This is a genomic window from Sphingobium sp. RAC03 (genome assembly GCF_001713415.1).
In the GTDB taxonomy this organism is placed as follows: Bacteria; Pseudomonadota; Alphaproteobacteria; order Sphingomonadales; family Sphingomonadaceae; genus Sphingobium.
Genome location: NZ_CP016456.1, coordinates 3057979 through 3074391 on the forward strand (window position 1 = coordinate 3057979; position 16413 = coordinate 3074391).

Sequence of the window (16413 nt, forward strand, 5' to 3'; positions counted from 1 at the left end):
CCGTCCATCTGGCCGACGAAGCGGCGATGCTCGACCTTGGCCGGTGCCTTGCGGTGCAGGCGCGCATTGGCGATGTGATCGCGCTCTATGGCGGGCTGGGCGCGGGCAAGACGACGCTGGCGCGCGGAATCCTCGAAGCGCTGGGGCTGGAAGGCGAGGCGCCCAGTCCGAGTTTCGCGATCGTCCAGCCCTATGACGTGCCCGAAATCCGGCTGCCGGTCGCTCATGTCGATCTCTACCGGCTGGACGATGCGCGCGAGGCCGAGGAACTGGCGCTGGGCGATTATCTGATGGACAGCCTGTTGATCATCGAATGGCCCGACCGGCTGGGCGATGCGCTGTGGCCGCATGCGCTGCGATTGACCATTGCGTTCGACCCGGATGGCGGACGGCGCTTGACAGCGGACGTGCCGGACGCTTGGACGGAGCGATGGTCACAGCTATGATCCCGCCCGCCGCCGCGCCCGCTTTCCTCGCCCGCGCGGGCTGGGGCGACGCCGCCATCGTCCCGCTCGCAGGGGACGCCTCCTTCCGCCGCTACTTCCGGGTCATCGACGATAGCCGCCGCGCGGTTTTGATGGACGCGCCGCCGCCACATGAAGATCCTCGCCCGTTCATCGCCATCGCCGAACATCTGCTGACTGATGGCTTTGCCGCGCCCCGCATATTGGCGCGCGATCTGGACGACGGGCTGGTGCTGATCGAGGATTTCGGCGACCTGCGCGTCAAGGAGCATCTCGATGCTCGGCCCGATGAGGAAATGGCGGTCTATGCCCGCGCGATCGACCTGCTGGCCGACCTGCACCGCCTGCCTGCCGCGCCCGTGCCTGCCTATGACCGCGCCGTCTATCAGCGCGAAGTCGGGCTGCTGACGGAATGGTATTGCCCGGCGATCGGCCTTGCGGTCGATCAGGATGCTTATGTCGCAGCCTGGGATGCCGTGCTGCCGCTGGTCGAGCAATCGGCCAGCCCGACCGTCACGGTACTGCGCGACTATCATGCCGAAAATATCATGCTGATCGACCGGGCGACGTCGCATGGCCTCGGCCTTCTCGATTTTCAGGACGCGCTCGCCGGGCATCCTGCCTATGATCTCGTCTCGTTGTTGCAGGATGCGCGGCGCGATGTGCCGCCTGCCGTCGAGGCCGTGATGCTGGCGCATTATAAAGCCGTTGCCAGTCCGCCCGCCGATTTCGATGCGGCCTATGCGGTGCTGGGCGCGCAGCGCAATGCCAAGATCATCGGCATCTTCACCCGCCTGTGGCAGCGCGATGGCAAGCCGCGTTACCTGTCCTACCTGCCGCGCATGTGGGGGCTGCTGGAGCGCGACCTCGCGCATCCCGCGCTCACCCCGGTGGCGGACTGGTTCGCCGCCAACATCCCGACCGACAAGCGCCATGAGGCGCTCACGGAGTTTGCGGCGGCATGATCGACACGGCGATGCTGATGGCGGCGGGTCTTGGCAAGCGGATGCGTCCGCTCACGGCGACCCGGCCCAAGCCGCTGGTCAAGGTGGCGGGCCAGCCGCTGATGGATCATGCGCTCGATCGGCTGGAAGCAGGCGGCATCCGCAAGGTCGTGGTGAACGTCCATTATCTCGCCGACACGGTCGAGGCGCATCTGCGCGCGCGCAAGGGCGGTGCGGAGTTTCTGATCTCGGACGAACGCGCCAAGTTGCTGGAGACCGGCGGTGGGCTGGTCCACGCCAAGCCGCTGCTGGGCGACACGCCCTTCGTCTGCGCCAATAGCGACAATCTGTGGATCGACGGGCCGCAGGATACGCTGGCGCTGATGCAGCGCCATTGGGATGCCGATCGGATGGACGCGCTGCTGTTGCTGGTGCCGCTGGCGCGGGCGAACTGCCATAATGGGCCGGGCGATTTCCATATGGATGCCAATGGGCGGCTGACCCGGCGCAAGAGCGCGCATGTCGCGCCCTTCGTCTTTACCGGCGTACAGATCCTATCTCCGTCGCTGCTGGTCGATCCGCCTGCCGACGTCTTTTCCACCAATATCTTCTGGTCCCGTGCGATCGCGGCCGGGCGGCTCTATGGCGTGTCGCACCAGGGTCTATGGTTCGACGTCGGCACGCCGCAGGCCATTCCGGTGGTCGAAGCCATGCTCGCCCATGGGTGATCGCGGACAGCCAGCACTCTTCACGATCCCGGCGCATCGCGCCTTTGCCGACGCGCTGGTCGCGGGCATCATGGCGCGGCAGGGGCGCGATCCGCTGGCGCTGTCGCGGGGGATGATCCTGTTGCCCAGCAATCGCGGCGTGCGGGCGGTAGCCGACGCTTTCGTGCGCGCGTCGGGCGGTGGATTGCTGCTGCCGAGGCTTATTCCGATCGGCGACCCGGACATAGGTGAGCAAGTCGGCGGGGCACTCGATCCGCTGGGCGAAGATGATCCCATCGCGCCTGCGATCGCGCCGATGCAGCGCCAGATGATCCTTGCTCGTTTGGTACAGCAGGCACAGCCCGGTATCGATGCCGGACAGGCGCTGAAACTGGGACAGGCACTGGGACAGGTGCTGGACCAGATGCAGGTCGAACGGCTGACCCCTGACGCGCTGCGTAAGCTCAGCCTTTCGGACGAACTCTCCGGTCATTGGCAGAAGTCATTGACCCTGTTCGAAATCATCATTGCCCGTTGGCCGGCCGAACTGGCGCGGCTTGGCTGCATCGATCTGGTCGATCGGCGCAATCGCCTGTTTGATCGGCTGGCCAAACGCTGGGCCGACGCGCCACCTTCCGGCTTCGTGGTAGCGGCGGGTATATCGACCACGGCCCCTGCCGTGGCCGGACTGCTGCGCCGGATTGGCGAGATGCCGGGCGGCATGGTGGTGTTCGCTGGGCTGGACCAGCATATGGACGATATTGCCTGGCAGGCGATCGGCCCGTTCGATCCTGACCCCGTGACGGGCCGCGCGCCTGCGGGGCATGAGAGCCACCCCCAATATGCGCTCAAGCGCCTGCTCCACGCCATGAGCGCGACGCGCGACGATGTGGCGCAATGGCGCTGGGGCAGCGAGCATGATGCGCGCGCAGTGCGCGGGCGCAACATCTCCAACGCGATGCTGCCGCCAAAGCTCACCAGCGGCTGGCGCGACCTGAAAACCGCCGATCGCTCGCTAGCGGGCGTCGAGGCGCTGGATGTCGCGACGCCGGGCGAAGAAGCGCAAGCCATCGCCATCGCGCTGCGCGAGGCATTGGAAACACCGGGCCGCACCGCCGCTCTGGTGACGCCCGACCGGCAGCTGGCGACGCGCGTGTCCGCGCATCTGCGCCGCTGGGGCATAGAAGCGGACGATTCGGCGGGCCTGCCGCTCTCGCGCCTGCCGCCCGGCACGCTGCTGATCGCGATGGCGCAGGCGGTGGCGGAACGCTTTGCGCCGGTTGCGTTGCTGACGCTGCTCAAACATCCGCTGGTGATGCGCGGCGCGGGGCGGCTCGCTTGGCTAGAGCGTGTGCGTGGTCTGGACCTGCTGCTGCGTGGCCCGCGTCCGCAGGCCGGGCTGATCGGCATCGACCAATTATTGGGCCCGCGCGAGGATGAGGACCGGCAGGGCGCCTTGCGCGAACAGGTGCGCGACTGGTGGCCGCAGGCGCGTGCGTTGCTCGAACCGCTGGAGCGCGCTTTTCTCGCAACGCCCGACCTGTCGGGCCAGCTTGCCGCTATCCGCGAGCAGGCCGGCGCGCTGACGGGCGACGCGATCTGGGCCGGGCATCAGGGGCAGGCCGCCGCTGATCTGTTCGCGGAGATGGAGGCGGCCGCGCCCGAAGGCCCGCGTCAGGCTGATATGCGCGCGCTGCCGGTGCTGCTCGACCATATGCTGGGCGGCGTGTCGGTGCGCCCACCCCAGGGCGGCCATCCGCGCATCGCGATTCTGGGCCTGATCGAGGCGCGGCTGCAACAGGCCGACCTGATGGTGCTGGGTGGCCTCAACGAAGGCACATGGCCCGGCCTGCCCGCGCCCGATCCGTGGCTTGCGCCGCGCATCCGCCGTGAACTCGGTCTGCCGGGGCTTGAAACCCGCATTGGCCTTGCCGCGCATGATTTCGCCAGTGCTTTGGGCGCGCCGCATGTCCTCATCACCCGTGCGCGGCGCGGCGGGAGCGGCCCGGCGGTTGCTTCGCGCTTCTGGCTGCGGTTGAGGGCCATGTCCGGCTCGCAGTGGAAAAGCGCCGACCGCTATGCCGCGCTGGCGCAGGCGATCGACCGGCCCGATGGCCATCACCCGGCGGCGCGCCCGGCGCCTGTGCCGCCTTTGTCCGTGCGGCCAAGGCTGATCCCGGTTACCGATGTCGATCGGCTCAAGGCCGACCCCTATGCTTTCTACGCCCGGCGCATCCTGCGCTTGGCCCGGCTCGACCCGGTCGATGCCGATGCGGGTCCGGCCTGGCGCGGGACGGCGGTGCATGAAATCCTGCAGTATTGGGCAGAGGCGGGCACGCTCGAACCCGCTGACCTTGAAGCGCGTGCGCAGGCGATGTTCGACCGACCCGAAGTCCATCCCTTGCTCAAAGCCCTGTGGCAACCACGCCTGATGGAAGCGATCCGCTGGATCGCGGCGGAGGTCGCCAAGGACAAAGCGGCGGGGCGCACCATATTGGCGGTCGAACGCGAAGGCCGGGCGGAGGTCGCGGAGGTTACCTTGATGGGCAAGGCCGACCGGATCGACCGGCTGTCAGACGGCACGCTCGGCGTCATCGACTATAAGACCGGCAAGCCGCCCAGCGCCAAGATGGTCAAGGCGGGCTATTCGCTGCAACTCGGCCTGCTGGGCGTCATCGCAGAAATGGGCGGCTTTGCGGGGCTGGGCGATCAACCCCGCGCGGCCGACTTTGAATATTGGTCGCTCGCCAAGAAGGGTGACCAGTTCGGCTATCGCGAAAGCCCGGTCGATCCGACCGGCAGCCGTGGCAAGATCGTCACGGCGAGCTTCACCGCCCATGCCCATGAACAATTCAGCGGATTGGTCGCCGACTATCTGCTTGGCACCGCGCCCTTTACCGCGCAACTCAACCCGGAAGTCGCCAATTATGGCGATTATGACCAGCTGATGCGGCTGGAGGAATGGTATGGCCGCGACGATGGCTAAGGCGCGCCCGCTCCAGAAGCTGCTCGGCAATCAGGCACAGGCCGCCGCGCCCGACGCTCATGTCTGGTTGTCCGCATCGGCGGGCACGGGCAAGACCCATGTGCTGACGGCGCGCGTGTTCCGCCTGCTGTTGCAAGGGGTGCGCCCGGAAAATATCCTGTGCCTGACCTTCACCAAGGCGGGCGCGGCGGAAATGGCCGACCGCATCCATGACCGGCTCGCCGCCTGGGTGCAGATGGATGACAAGGGGTTGTTCGCCGATCTTGAGGCTTTGGGGGAAGAGTCCGGCCCCGATGCCCGCGAACGCGCCCGCCGCCTCTTTGCCGAAGTGCTGGAATCGACCGGCGGTGGCCTGCGCATCCAGACCATCCATGGCTTTTGCCAGCAATTGCTGACCGCCTTCCCGCTGGAGGCCGACCTGGTGCCGGGCTTCCGTCCGCTCGACCAGCGCGAACAGAGCGCGCTGGCGCGGCAGACCTTGGCCGACATGGCGGTGCGGGCGCAGGAGCAGGGCGATGGCGCACTGATCGGTGCACTCCAGGCAATCAGTCTGCGACTGGGTGAGGGCGGGGCGGAACATTTCCTGCTGCGCTGCGCCGCGCGCGTCGATGCGCTGGCTGCCCTGCCTGATCCGATCGCGCCCTGGCTCGCGGGCCAGTTCGATCTGCCGGAAGGCGATATTGATCAATGGCTTGCTGACCAATGTTCCGATGATGTCTTTGACATGCGGACCTTGTCTGCGCTGGTCGCCGCCAATGTCGCCTGGGGCAAGGGGCGGGGGCTGGAACGCTGTGACCGGATCGCTGTCTGGCGCGCTGCCGATCCCGCCACGCGCGCGGCGACCCTGGCCGATCTGCACCGCGCCTGGGCGAAAACCGATGGCGATCTGATCGAGGCCAAGGGCTGGGTGCCGCCGGACGATGGCTATGGTGCCTTGTCCTCGCGCCTGCATACGCGCTGCGCCGAACTGCTCGCGACCAAGGCTCGCGCCGATTATGCCGCGCTGCTGGCGCAGGGGCTTCATGCTGGGCGCGCCTATGCCATGGCCTATGCCGAGGGTAAGCGGCTGGCAGGGGCCGTCGATTTCGAGGATCTGATTGCCCGCGCTGCCCGCCTGTTGGAACAGGACGGTATTGCCGAATGGATCCGCTACAAACTGGACCAGCGGATCGACCATATATTGGTGGACGAGGCGCAGGACACCAACGCCGCGCAATGGCGCATCGTTCGCACATTGGCCGAAGAGTTTTTCGCAACCGAATGGGAAGCGGGCGAAAAGATCCGCACGATTTTCACGGTTGGCGATTTCAAGCAGGCGATCTTCGGCTTTCAGGGGACCAGCCCCGCCAATTTCGCCGCTGCGCAAATTCTGTTCCAGCGCGATGCCGACCAGTCCGGCCACCGGCTCCACGATCTGTCGCTGGACCATAGTTTCCGCTCCACCCCGGCGGTGCTGGACGTGGTGGACCGCACCATCGCGACCCTCGATGCAGGGCGGCTGGGGCTGGAACCCGGCGATGTGCGCCATATCAGCGCCAATCTCCACCCCGGCGAAGTGCAATTGTGGAAGCCGGTGATCGCGGGCTTATCTGACGATGCCGAGGGTGAGGAAAATTGGGCCGCCGATCAGGAGCGCAAGCTGGCCGAAAATATCGCGCGCCAGATCAAGAGCTGGATCGATGAGGGGCTGATGCTCGAAAGCCGGGGCCGCCCGGTGCGCGCGGGCGACATCATGATCCTGGTGCGCCGCCGCAATGAACTGGCCCGGTTGATCGTCGCCCGCCTCTATGAGGAAAAGGTCGCGGTTGCGGGGATCGACCGCCTGCGGCTCAATGCGCCGCTCGCCGTGCGAGACCTGCTCGCCGCGCTGCGCTTTGCGGTACAGCCGGAGGATGATCTCAACCTCGCTGCGCTGGTGGTGTCGCCCTTGATCGGCTGGACCCAGGATGACCTCATGACCCGGCTGATCGGGCGGCGCGGCGGATTGTGGCGGCACTTGACCCGCTCGCTGGACGATGGCCTGCTCCAGCCCTTGCGCGAGCTGCTGGCGGTGGCCGATTTTTCGACCCCCTATCGCTATCTCGAAGCGATCCTGTCCGGGCCGATGGATGGCCGCCGTCGCCTGATCGATAGGCTGGGCACCGAAGCGGCGGACCCGATCGAGGAATTGCTGAACGCTGCGCTAGGGTTCGAGCAGGACGATCACCCCTCGCTCCAGCGGTTCATCGACTGGTTCGACCGCGGCGAGGTGGACATCGTGCGCGATGCTGCAGCCCAAGGGGACAATCTGCGGCTGCTGACCGTGCATGGGGCCAAGGGCTTGCAGGCGCCCATCGTCATTTTGGCGGACGCCTGCCTCGATCCCGATGCGGGCAACCGGATGGACGGGCTGGAATGGAACGGCCTGCCGATCCTGCCGCCGCGCAAGCCCGAACGGCAGGGGCCAATTGGCGACCTCGCCCAAGAGGCGGCGCGGGTCGAGCGGCAGGAGCATTGGCGGCTGCTCTATGTCGCGCTGACGCGGGCCGAGGAGCGGCTGGTTGTTGCCGGATCGCTGGGTCCGGCCGCCAAGGGGCAGGTGAAGCCAGAAAGCTGGTATGGCGCGGTAGAGGCAGCGATGGAATCGCTTGGGGCACCGTGGGAAGACGACCCCATCTGGGGCCAGGTGCGCCGCTGGCGGGGGACCGAGCATCTCCCAGCCGCGAAGGCCGATACGGAAGTGGCCGAGACGCGCGATAGTGTCGCGGAACCAACATGGTTGCGCCAGCCAGCGCCGGTCGAAGCGCGCCCGCCGCGTCCACTCGCGCCATCGGCAGCGGTGGAGGATGACCAGCCCTATCCGCCGCCGACCCCGGCGATGCGCGCGGCGGCTGATCGCGGCCGCTGGCTTCATGCGCTGTTTGAGCGGTTGCCCGCCGTGCCGGTCGATCGCCGCCGGGACGCGGCCGACCGCTGGCTGGCCCAGCAAGGTGCGGACGACGGGGCGCTGCGTCAGGAGGTGATCGACCAGGCCTTGCGCGTGATCGAAGCGCCCGATTTCGCCGGACTGTTCAGTCCCGATGCGCTGGCCGAAGCGCCGATCGCGGCGGTGGTCGGCGAAGCGGTCATTGCAGGCACGGTCGACCGGCTGTGCGTCGGCGCGGATCGTGTCCAGATCGTCGATTTCAAGACCGGGCGGGTTGCGCCGCTGACTTTGGCCGAAGTGCCGATCGCCCATATCCGCCAGATGGCGGCCTATGTCGCGGCGCTGCAAGTCATCTTCCCCGACCGGACGATCGAGGCGGGGCTGCTCTATACCAGCGCGCCGCGTCTCATCACCCTGCCACCCACCCTGCTCGCCGCACACAAGCCCGGCTTTGTGCCTGCGCAGGAGAATTTGCCGCTCCCGCCCGTTGAGCCGGGCGAGCAGGCGTCCTAGATAGCCAAGCAACGCAAGGAGAATAGCGACATGGCCACCAAGGCAGTAACCGACGCCAGCTTTCAGCAGGATGTGATCGACGCCGACAAGCCCGTGCTTGTCGATTTCTGGGCCGAATGGTGCGGCCCCTGTAAGATGATCGGCCCCGCTCTGGAGGAAATTTCCGAGGAACTGGGTGACAAGGTGGTGATCGCCAAGGTCAATATCGACGAAAATCCCGACGCGCCGGGCAAATATGGCGTGCGCGGCATCCCGACGATGATCCTGTTCAAAAATGGCGAAGCCGCCGCGACCAAGGTCGGCGCTGCGCCCAAGAGCGCGCTCAAGAGCTGGCTCGAAAGCGTCCTGTAAGATCGATGCAGGCGGGGCAGGGTTAGCGGAACAGGATTTCCGCTGCCCTGTCCCACAAACGCGGCGAAGATGCGCCCAGCAGACCCCGGCGCGTATCGCCGACTTGATAGGGTGATCCGTCGAGCCGCTGACAGCAGCCGCCCGCTTCGTTCAGGAACAATGTGCCCGCCGCATGGTCCCAAGGCAGGGTGCGCGCGAACACCGACACATCATTCTGCCCCAGCACCAGCCGGGGATATTGTTCGGCGGCGCAGCGAGGAATGTCCACCAGCGCGAAACGGTCCTGCGATCGCCGCTGAATATCCGCCCGTTCCTCCGGCGTCATGAAATAGACGGCCAGCGCCGCGATCGGCAGCTCGCCGCCGCTCTCGCGCGCCTGTACTTGTTCCCCGTCGATATGGCTGCCCCCGCCCAGCATGGCATGGCACAAGCGGCCCGTCAGCGGATCGAGGATCCACCCCGCCAGCGTCGCGCCGCCATCGGCCAGCGCGATCATGATGCCGAAGGGCGGATTGCCTGCCGCGAAATTGCCGGTGCCGTCGATCGGGTCGATGATCCAGTTCAGCCCTTCACCCGCCCGGTCGAGGATCGCCGGATCGGCCGCGCAGGCTTCCTCGCCGATGATCCCGGCTTCGGGTAGGATCGCACTTAGCCCCTCGGCCAGGCGGATTTCGCTTTCCTTGTCGGCGATGGTGACGAAGTCGTTTGCCGCCTTCTCGCTGATCTCGTGACGCGCCAGGTTCTGGTAGCGCGGCATGACGATGTCGCGCGCGACCTCGCGCATTAGGGCGACGACGGGGGCGTGGATATTGAGCTGCATCAGCTGCGATAATCCGCGTTGATCGCGATATAGCCGTGGGTCAGATCACAGGTCCACACTGTCGCGCGCCCCTCGCCCAGACCCAGATCGACGCCGATCTCGATATCCTGCCCCTTGAGATGCGCGGCCACCGGCGCTTCGTCATAGCCTTCGACCGCCAGGCCGCCGGTCGCCACCTGCGTCGCGCCGAAGCGGATGGAGAGCAGGTCGCGATCGGCCGGTTCGCCCGCCTTGCCGATGGCCATGACGACCCGACCCCAATTGGCGTCCTCGCCCGCCAGCGCGGTCTTCACCAGCGGCGAATTGGCGATCGACAGGCCGATACGATGCGCGCTCTCGTCACTTGCTGCACCCTCGACGCTGATCTCGACGAATTTGGTTGCACCTTCGCCGTCGCGCACCACCAGATGCGCGAGCTGGCGGCAGATGTCCGACAGTGCGGCCTGAAAGGCGTCCGCCCCCGCATCGTCCATGCTGGTCAGTGGCGCATTGCCCGCCTTGCCGGTGGCAAAGGCCAGCACCGTGTCGCTGGTCGAGGTGTCGCTATCGACGGTGATGCAGGAAAAGGTCCGCTTGTTGGCCGCCGACAGCATCTGTTGGAGCAGCGCCGGATCGATCGCCGCGTCGGTGAAGATGTAGCCCAGCATCGTCGCCATATCCGGGGCGATCATGCCAGATCCCTTGATGATGCCGACCAGTTCGACGCGCGTGTCGCCGATCATGGCGGAGGCATGGGCGCCCTTGGCATAGGTGTCGGTGGTGCCGATGGTCGTAGCCGCTGCCTCCCAGCCGCAGGGTTCAGCAACGAACGCCGCTTCGAGGCCCGCTTCGGCCTTGTCGATCGGCAGGGGCACGCCGATCACCCCGGTCGAAGACACAAGCACGTCGGAAGGCAGGCAGCCCAGATGGTTCGCCACCTTGGCCGCAATCGCCTCCACCGCCGCGCGACCACGATGCCCGGTAAAGGCGTTGGCATTGCCCGCATTGACCACCAGCGCCCGCGCCGACCCCAGCGGAATGGCATCACGGCACCATTCGACTTCGGGCGATGGGCACAGGCTCTGCGTCGTCAAACCCGCGACCGCCGTGCCGGCATCCAACTCGACATAGGTGAGGTCGCAGCGGTCCCATTCCTTATAGCGCGCCTGCGCCACACGCAGCGTCACACCCGCGATAGAGGGCAGGACAGGGAAGTGGGCAGGGGCGAGGGGGGAGCGTTGCATATTCGTCTCGCTATGACAGGGGTGGAGGCCAGTTTAGGCACAATGCCCTTTGGAACAAACATATTTTCACATCGGTCAGGATAGAGCGATGCCACAAATATTCAGTTCAGCGTAGTAACTGTGATTGTTCAAAAGTAACCACGCCATTCGCCTGCAACACTCGTTTACTAGTGATTGAGCATCCATATCAGCGTATCGCGTAGATCATATATCGGCCTTTGCCCGGACACCGCATCGAGCTTGCTACGATCTCCCCACAATGTTTTTACCTCGTTCTCGCGAACAAAGTCCGGATTGACGCGAACGGCGAAATCGCGTCCCGAAATCTCCTGGATCATGGCGATTACTTCTCTCAGCGAATAGGCCTTGCCGGAGCAGATGTTGAATGTTTCGCCCAAAGCAGAAGGCGCGTCCAGAAGAGAGGCATAGGCCGACACGACATCACGGACATCCGAAAAATCACGGGAAACGTCCAGATTTCCCAACTCTATCTCATCTGCCTTTTGACGCACATGATGAACGATCTTGGGTATGACAAAATTGATTGATTGTCCGACGCCGGTATAGTTGAACGGCCGGGCGAGGATGATCGGCAAACGTTCTCTGTACAGGCGGGCAACAAACTCCATCGATAATTTACTGACAGCATAGTCGTTTACAGGGTCAGGCGAAACAGATTCGGTAATGGCGCCACTTACCCGATTTCCATAAATATTAGCACTGCTGGCCAGAAGGATTGTATCGACATTTCCCGCTTTATCGAGGGCGTCCAGCAGATTGCGACTACCCACGATGTTTGTACGATAAATATCTTCGGCTACGCCATGAGAGACAAATGCGATTGCAGCAAGATGCACGACCTTATCCGGCCTGATGTCTGCGATCGTGTCCGTAAGGGCTTTGGCGTTGGTCAAATCACATATGACAGACCTGCTCAATCCTTCGATAGGCGAAGTAATCGGCATATGCGATATACCAACGACTTCGTGACCATGACGCGACAACAAAATGGTTAGGTAGCGTCCCGTGAACCCATCTACGCCGGTAATCAAAATTCTGCTCATAGATGTCTCACCTTAACTGCGGCCGTGGAACGACCGTTGCCACGTAGATGTGGTATCCGATCGCCCGGCTACTAGCATCGTGCCTTCAACGCTCAAATCGAGATCAGAAAGAGGCGTTCAAACGGTTTCGTATGAGGTCCGCGTCTACCATCATCTTGCACAACTGCTCCAATGTCGTTTCCGGCTTCCAGCCCAGTTTTGTGACAGCTTTTTCGGGATTGCCGATGAGCAAATCGACCTCGGCAGGGCGATAAAAACGCGGGTTGACGCGCATGACGATCTTGCCGGTTGCAACGTCGGTGGCAACCTCCTGCTCTTCGGCGCCCGAAAATTCGACCTCAATGTCCGCAGCTTTAAACGCCATCCGAACGAAATCGCGGACGGTTTCAGTGCGGTTGGTCGCCAGAACATAGGTGTCCGGCTCGTCGGCCTGCAGCATGCGCCACATGCCTTCGACATATTCCTTGGCAAATCCCCAGTCCCGCTTCGGGTCCAGATTGCCAAGTTCCAGGCAATCCATCTTACCAAGTTTGATCTTCGCGACGGTGTCGGTGATTTTGCGGGTTACGAATTCGCGGCCGCGCAGTGGACTTTCATGGTTGAACAGGATGCCGCTGCATCCGAAGATGTCATAGCTTTCACGATAGTTCACCGTGATCCAATGCGCGTACAGCTTGGCAACGCCATAGGGACTGCGCGGATAAAAGGGCGTGTCCTCAATTTGCGGTACGGCCTGCACCTTTCCGAACATTTCCGACGTGCTGGCCTGATAGAAGCGGATCGTGGGATCGACGATGCGGATGGCTTCGAGGAGGTTCAAAGGGCCTATGCCGGTAATCTCGGCGGTCGTAATCGGCTGATCGAAGGATACGCCTACGAAGCTTTGTGCGGCAAGATTATAGATTTCTGACGCCTTGGCCGTTTGTAGCAGACGAATGCTCGATGCAAGATCCGTGAGGTCATATTCCACAAGCTTGAGGTTAGGATGCTGACTTATGCCAAGTTCCTCGATCCGCCAGAAGTTGACGGAACTGGTGCGGCGATAGGTTCCATAAACCTCATAACCCTTACCCAGCAACAGTTCAGCAAGATAAGCACCATCCTGCCCGGTTATTCCAGTAACTATTGCCGTTTTCATATAAACCTCGTGCCAGATAAAATGTTTATTTCTGAATCAATCGAACATTTTTGAGAATAATGTGTCGATAATAGTATTCTATTTTTAGATTTGAAATTCAAGAATATTACTATCACTGTTTGCGACAAGGTGTAGAATTTGCTGATTGAGCGTCGATGCCGCTTCCACATCCGCACTCTCCGTATAGCAACGCAACTCCGGTGCATTACCGCTGGGGCGAAGATGGACGATGTCGTCATTGTCGAAATAGATCCGCAACCCATCTGTCGTGTCGAACCGGACCGCTTTCCCCGCTACCGCGCCCAGCATACTCTTTAGCCGAGCGAGGATATCGGTTTCGGTGCCAGCTTGAAGATAGGAAATCAACGCCTGGCTGCGATCGGTGGGGAAATTTTGCAGGCGATCACTCACCGTATATCGGGCCGGCAACTGTTCCTGCAACGCCGACAGAGTGATGCTTCGGCGCTTTGCATCCACTAGTGCTGCTATCATTGGCAACATGGCGTCGCGCGTCGGTAGCGCGTCTAAAACAACGCCCTCGCTTTCAACAGGAGTGCCAAGCAAAAAGCCGCCATTGGCTTCATAGCCGCATATCGTGGCATGACCTGTGCAACTCAGTCCCTGCATGCCTTCTATGACGTAGGGTGATCCGATCCGGGTCCGGCGGACCTCATCGAACAGGCCGCACAGCTCCACCGCGCTGTTGCAACTGACCGGCGTCGCGACCGCCTTGATACCCAAGGCCCTGGCACATAAAATGCCCAATATATCCCCACGAATCCATATACCCGTTTCGTCGGCCAGCAGCGGCCTGTCCGAATCCCCATCTGACGACAAAATGGCATCGAGTTGCAATTCTGCAGCCCATTGGCGGGCGAGGACATGGTCTTCAGGGCGAACCGCCTCCGTATCGACTGGAATGAACGTTTCCGATCTACCGAGAGGAAAGGCTTGCCCGCCCATCTGCTTGACCAAAGCAACAAGGACATCTCGACCGACGGCCGAATGTTCGTAAATGCCGAGCTTAAGCCCCTCCAATGCGCGCGCACCAAAGAAATCGACGTAGCGTGCGATATATGTTGTCGTAGCATCGACAAGGGGAAACTTTAGGGGAGGCGCCAACAACATCCCACTGCCGTCGAATATATCCGGCAAATCCACTATTTGCGCCCGGATGGACAGTTCGTCCGCCTTGAGTATTTCACCATCGGGACGGTTGAATTTTATGCCATTGCGATCGTCGGGTATGTGGCTGCCCGTAACCATGAGCGACCCCATGTCCCGCGCAAAGCCATAGGCTGCCACCGCTGGCGAAGGTACGAAACCGCAATAGTCCACATGTCCGCCCTTATGAACAATAGCGGCTGCACAGGCGGCTATGATCCGGGGCGAGGATGGGCGAAGATCACCAGCAATCGCAACATGCTGTCCGGAGTGAAACAATCCCTCGGCTTCCAGATGCTGCAGAAAGCCTATGGTGTAGGCGAAGCATATGCGGTCGCTCATCGCGCTCACGAGGCCGCGGGCGCCACTTGTACCGAAAGCGACGCCAGACACGGCCATCAGGTCCGCGATAGAAACACCCGTCATAAAAACTCGCTATGCCCGCTAGGGAATGTGATTGCAGACGCGGAAAACTTACGCCCCTGTGGCAGGCTTAGCGCCCTTTACCGCTTCCGTCACGCGGCGAACCTGTTGAGATTCGCCGCGACGCAATATCATGACTTCTTGTCCTGAAACGACCACGATCAAGTCGTCAATATCGACCAGCGTGACGCGGGGTCCATCGCTATGCACCAAACAGTTTCTTGCGTTCAACAGGAGGGCCTCCCCTCGTACTGCATTGTCGTTGGCGTCTCTAGTGCTGACCGCATGCAACGAGTCCCAGCTGCCGACATCGGACCAGCCCATATTGACAGGAACACAGGCCACATGCGCCTCGCGTTCCATAATGGCATAGTCTACCGAGTCAGAGGGGCAAGCCGCGAAGGATTCCGGTTCCGGCAGGACATGCAATCCTTCGCGCTTCGCGCCTTTAAGGGACGCCCTGACTGCGGCCAGCATATCCGGCCGGTGACGTTCAAGCGCTTCCAAATAGGCGTCGGCCCGAAACAGGAATATGCCAGCATTCCAGACATATTTGCCTTCAGCCAACATCTTTACGGCAGTAGATGCGTCAGGCTTCTCAACGAACCTTGCTACCTTATGCACCATATTGCCAAGGTCAGCACCCATCTGGATATAACCATATCCCGTCTCCGGGCCGTCCGCTTCGATGCCGAATGTGGTTAGCAGACCTTCTGAAACAAGCGGCAACGCACGCGATATGGCAGTATGGAACGCAGGCAGATCAAGGATGATATGATCGCTTGGCATCACCAGCAGAATATCATCAGGTCGCGCCTCTAATGCTGCCAGCGCAATTGCGGGCGCGGTGTTGCGCCCCGACGGTTCAAGTATCAGACGATAGTCGTGGATTCCGATAGCCTGCAATTGTTCATCGACAATGGGTGCGTGTGCGGCATTGGCAACAATGATCGGGGAACTAACCGAAGCACCGGCATAGCCTTCCGTCCTACTGATGGTCAATTGAAGCATGGTTTGCTTTGCCGTTAGCGATAGCAGTTGCTTGGGACGCTCAGGCGTCGACACCGGCCATAGTCGAGTTCCCGATCCCCCAGACAAGACCACAGGAACAATATATTGAGATTCGCTCGCCATTTTTCGCCTAATTAATCCGTCAATCTTCAAATCAGATGTAACGTTACCGTAACAGTGTCACACGGATGATTGGCGTGGTCTATGGCTGCAAATTCTAGGCTTGCCAAGCCTTTAGCACTCTGATGGCGGCGCTTGGGCAACGGTATAACTGGACTGTGATAGTGACGCGCGGGTCGAGAAGATCGATGGCGTTCTCTTTAAGCGTAACGGCCAGGCGCGACCCGACGTAGCGTGATGGGCGGTTCGGTCGTGCGCACCGATGGTTCGTCGATCACGGCCAGCGGATCAACGGCACGGCTAAGCAGAAGGCCGCATCGATCATCACCTTGCCAGATGACCGTGCCACATATTTCCAGATGATCGCCAATCAATGTCACGCGGGCACCGACCGGCGGCACATGGGCACCGCCCAGTAGCGCACCATAGACCGAAATGTTCAGGATGGTGACTGGGCGGCTGTCCCCGTCCCATAGCAGGGTCGCTGGCGCATTGGCGACGAAGCGACTTTCGCGACGACGGTCACTTTGTGAACGATTGGACGTGCTGGTCATGCTCTTCTCCCGGCTCCCCCCAGGAT

The 16413-nt window shown here is 62.4% G+C and carries 13 protein-coding genes; 6 read left to right on the forward strand and 7 right to left on the reverse strand.

The genetic code is table 11. The annotated features are described in order from the left end of the window. Positions 1-26 precede the first annotated feature (26 nt). The 6 genes from tsaE to trxA are packed head-to-tail and all read left to right on the forward strand — an operon-like array spanning position 27 to position 8870. A complete protein-coding gene (tsaE, locus tag BSY17_RS19265) occupies positions 27-446 on the forward strand; it encodes a tRNA (adenosine(37)-N6)-threonylcarbamoyltransferase complex ATPase subunit type 1 TsaE (RefSeq protein ID WP_443019538.1) in 420 nt (139 codons plus the stop codon). Then, on the forward strand, positions 443-1429 hold the full coding sequence (locus BSY17_RS19270; RefSeq protein WP_069066677.1) for an aminoglycoside phosphotransferase family protein: 987 nt from the start codon (positions 443-445) through the stop codon (positions 1427-1429). Before tsaE ends, BSY17_RS19270 begins: the two co-directional genes overlap by 4 nt. Continuing rightward, the gene (locus BSY17_RS19275) at positions 1426-2136 is read left to right on the forward strand and encodes a nucleotidyltransferase family protein (protein WP_069066678.1); all 711 of its coding nucleotides are present in this window, start codon (positions 1426-1428) and stop codon (positions 2134-2136) included. The genes BSY17_RS19270 and BSY17_RS19275 overlap by 4 nt, the downstream gene beginning before the upstream one ends. Continuing rightward, a complete protein-coding gene (gene addB, locus BSY17_RS19280; RefSeq protein WP_069066679.1) occupies positions 2129-5101 on the forward strand; it encodes a double-strand break repair protein AddB in 2973 nt (990 codons plus the stop codon). Before BSY17_RS19275 ends, addB begins: the two co-directional genes overlap by 8 nt. Beyond that, entirely contained in the window at positions 5082-8519 is a 3438-nt protein-coding gene (gene addA, locus BSY17_RS19285) for a double-strand break repair helicase AddA (RefSeq protein WP_069066680.1), read from the forward strand. Before addB ends, addA begins: the two co-directional genes overlap by 20 nt. Before the next feature lie 30 nt (positions 8520-8549). Further along, on the forward strand, positions 8550-8870 hold the full coding sequence (trxA, locus tag BSY17_RS19290) for a thioredoxin TrxA (protein WP_069066681.1): 321 nt from the start codon (positions 8550-8552) through the stop codon (positions 8868-8870). Positions 8871-8892: 22 nt separating this feature from the next. On the opposite strand, the gene BSY17_RS19295 is transcribed toward trxA, so the two are convergent. From BSY17_RS19295 to BSY17_RS19325, 7 genes are all read right to left on the reverse strand, one after another. Further along, entirely contained in the window at positions 8893-9690 is a 798-nt protein-coding gene (locus BSY17_RS19295) for an inositol monophosphatase family protein (RefSeq protein WP_069066682.1), read from the reverse strand. Next, complete coding sequence (gene argJ, locus BSY17_RS19300; protein ID WP_069066683.1) at positions 9690-10913, reverse strand: bifunctional glutamate N-acetyltransferase/amino-acid acetyltransferase ArgJ; 1224 nt, start codon at positions 10911-10913, stop codon at positions 9690-9692. Before argJ ends, BSY17_RS19295 begins: the two co-directional genes overlap by 1 nt. A gap of 167 nt (positions 10914-11080) precedes the next feature. Next, on the reverse strand, positions 11081-11977 hold the full coding sequence (locus BSY17_RS19305) for a GDP-mannose 4,6-dehydratase (protein ID WP_069066684.1): 897 nt from the start codon (positions 11975-11977) through the stop codon (positions 11081-11083). A gap of 103 nt (positions 11978-12080) precedes the next feature. After that, complete coding sequence (gmd, locus tag BSY17_RS19310; protein ID WP_069066685.1) at positions 12081-13115, reverse strand: GDP-mannose 4,6-dehydratase; 1035 nt, start codon at positions 13113-13115, stop codon at positions 12081-12083. 84 nt (positions 13116-13199) lie between these two features. Further along, positions 13200-14705: a phosphomannomutase gene (locus BSY17_RS19315; protein WP_069066686.1), complete on the reverse strand. Its 1506-nt coding sequence runs from the start codon at positions 14703-14705 to the stop codon at positions 13200-13202. A 48-nt stretch (positions 14706-14753) separates the two neighbouring features. Then, positions 14754-15836: a mannose-1-phosphate guanylyltransferase/mannose-6-phosphate isomerase gene (locus BSY17_RS19320; RefSeq protein ID WP_083217164.1), complete on the reverse strand. Its 1083-nt coding sequence runs from the start codon at positions 15834-15836 to the stop codon at positions 14754-14756. Positions 15837-16033: 197 nt separating this feature from the next. Beyond that, positions 16034-16387 carry a PilZ domain-containing protein gene (locus BSY17_RS19325; RefSeq protein ID WP_069066688.1) on the reverse strand — a complete coding sequence of 118 codons (354 nt, stop codon included), beginning with the start codon at positions 16385-16387 and terminating at the stop codon, positions 16034-16036. Positions 16388-16413 lie beyond the last annotated feature (26 nt).

Excerpts from the sequence above, each read along its gene's own strand:
- BSY17_RS19305 (WP_069066684.1), bottom strand. The coding sequence starts at position 11,977 with ATGAGCAGAATTTTGATTACCGGCGTAGATGGGTTCACGGGACGCTAC.
- BSY17_RS19270 (WP_069066677.1), top strand. The coding sequence starts at position 443 with ATGATCCCGCCCGCCGCCGCGCCCGCTTTCCTCGCCCGCGCGGGCTGG.
- BSY17_RS19325 (WP_069066688.1), bottom strand. The coding sequence starts at position 16,387 with ATGACCAGCACGTCCAATCGTTCACAAAGTGACCGTCGTCGCGAAAGT.
- tsaE (WP_443019538.1), top strand. The coding sequence starts at position 27 with ATGCTCGACCTTGGCCGGTGCCTTGCGGTGCAGGCGCGCATTGGCGAT.
- argJ (WP_069066683.1), bottom strand. The coding sequence starts at position 10,913 with ATGCAACGCTCCCCCCTCGCCCCTGCCCACTTCCCTGTCCTGCCCTCT.
- addA (WP_069066680.1), top strand. The coding sequence starts at position 5,082 with ATGGCCGCGACGATGGCTAAGGCGCGCCCGCTCCAGAAGCTGCTCGGC.
- BSY17_RS19320 (WP_083217164.1), bottom strand. The coding sequence starts at position 15,836 with ATGGCGAGCGAATCTCAATATATTGTTCCTGTGGTCTTGTCTGGGGGA.
- addB (WP_069066679.1), top strand. The coding sequence starts at position 2,129 with ATGGGTGATCGCGGACAGCCAGCACTCTTCACGATCCCGGCGCATCGC.
- BSY17_RS19315 (WP_069066686.1), bottom strand. The coding sequence starts at position 14,705 with ATGACGGGTGTTTCTATCGCGGACCTGATGGCCGTGTCTGGCGTCGCT.
- gmd (WP_069066685.1), bottom strand. The coding sequence starts at position 13,115 with ATGAAAACGGCAATAGTTACTGGAATAACCGGGCAGGATGGTGCTTAT.
- BSY17_RS19295 (WP_069066682.1), bottom strand. The coding sequence starts at position 9,690 with ATGCAGCTCAATATCCACGCCCCCGTCGTCGCCCTAATGCGCGAGGTC.
- trxA (WP_069066681.1), top strand. The coding sequence starts at position 8,550 with ATGGCCACCAAGGCAGTAACCGACGCCAGCTTTCAGCAGGATGTGATC.
- BSY17_RS19275 (WP_069066678.1), top strand. The coding sequence starts at position 1,426 with ATGATCGACACGGCGATGCTGATGGCGGCGGGTCTTGGCAAGCGGATG.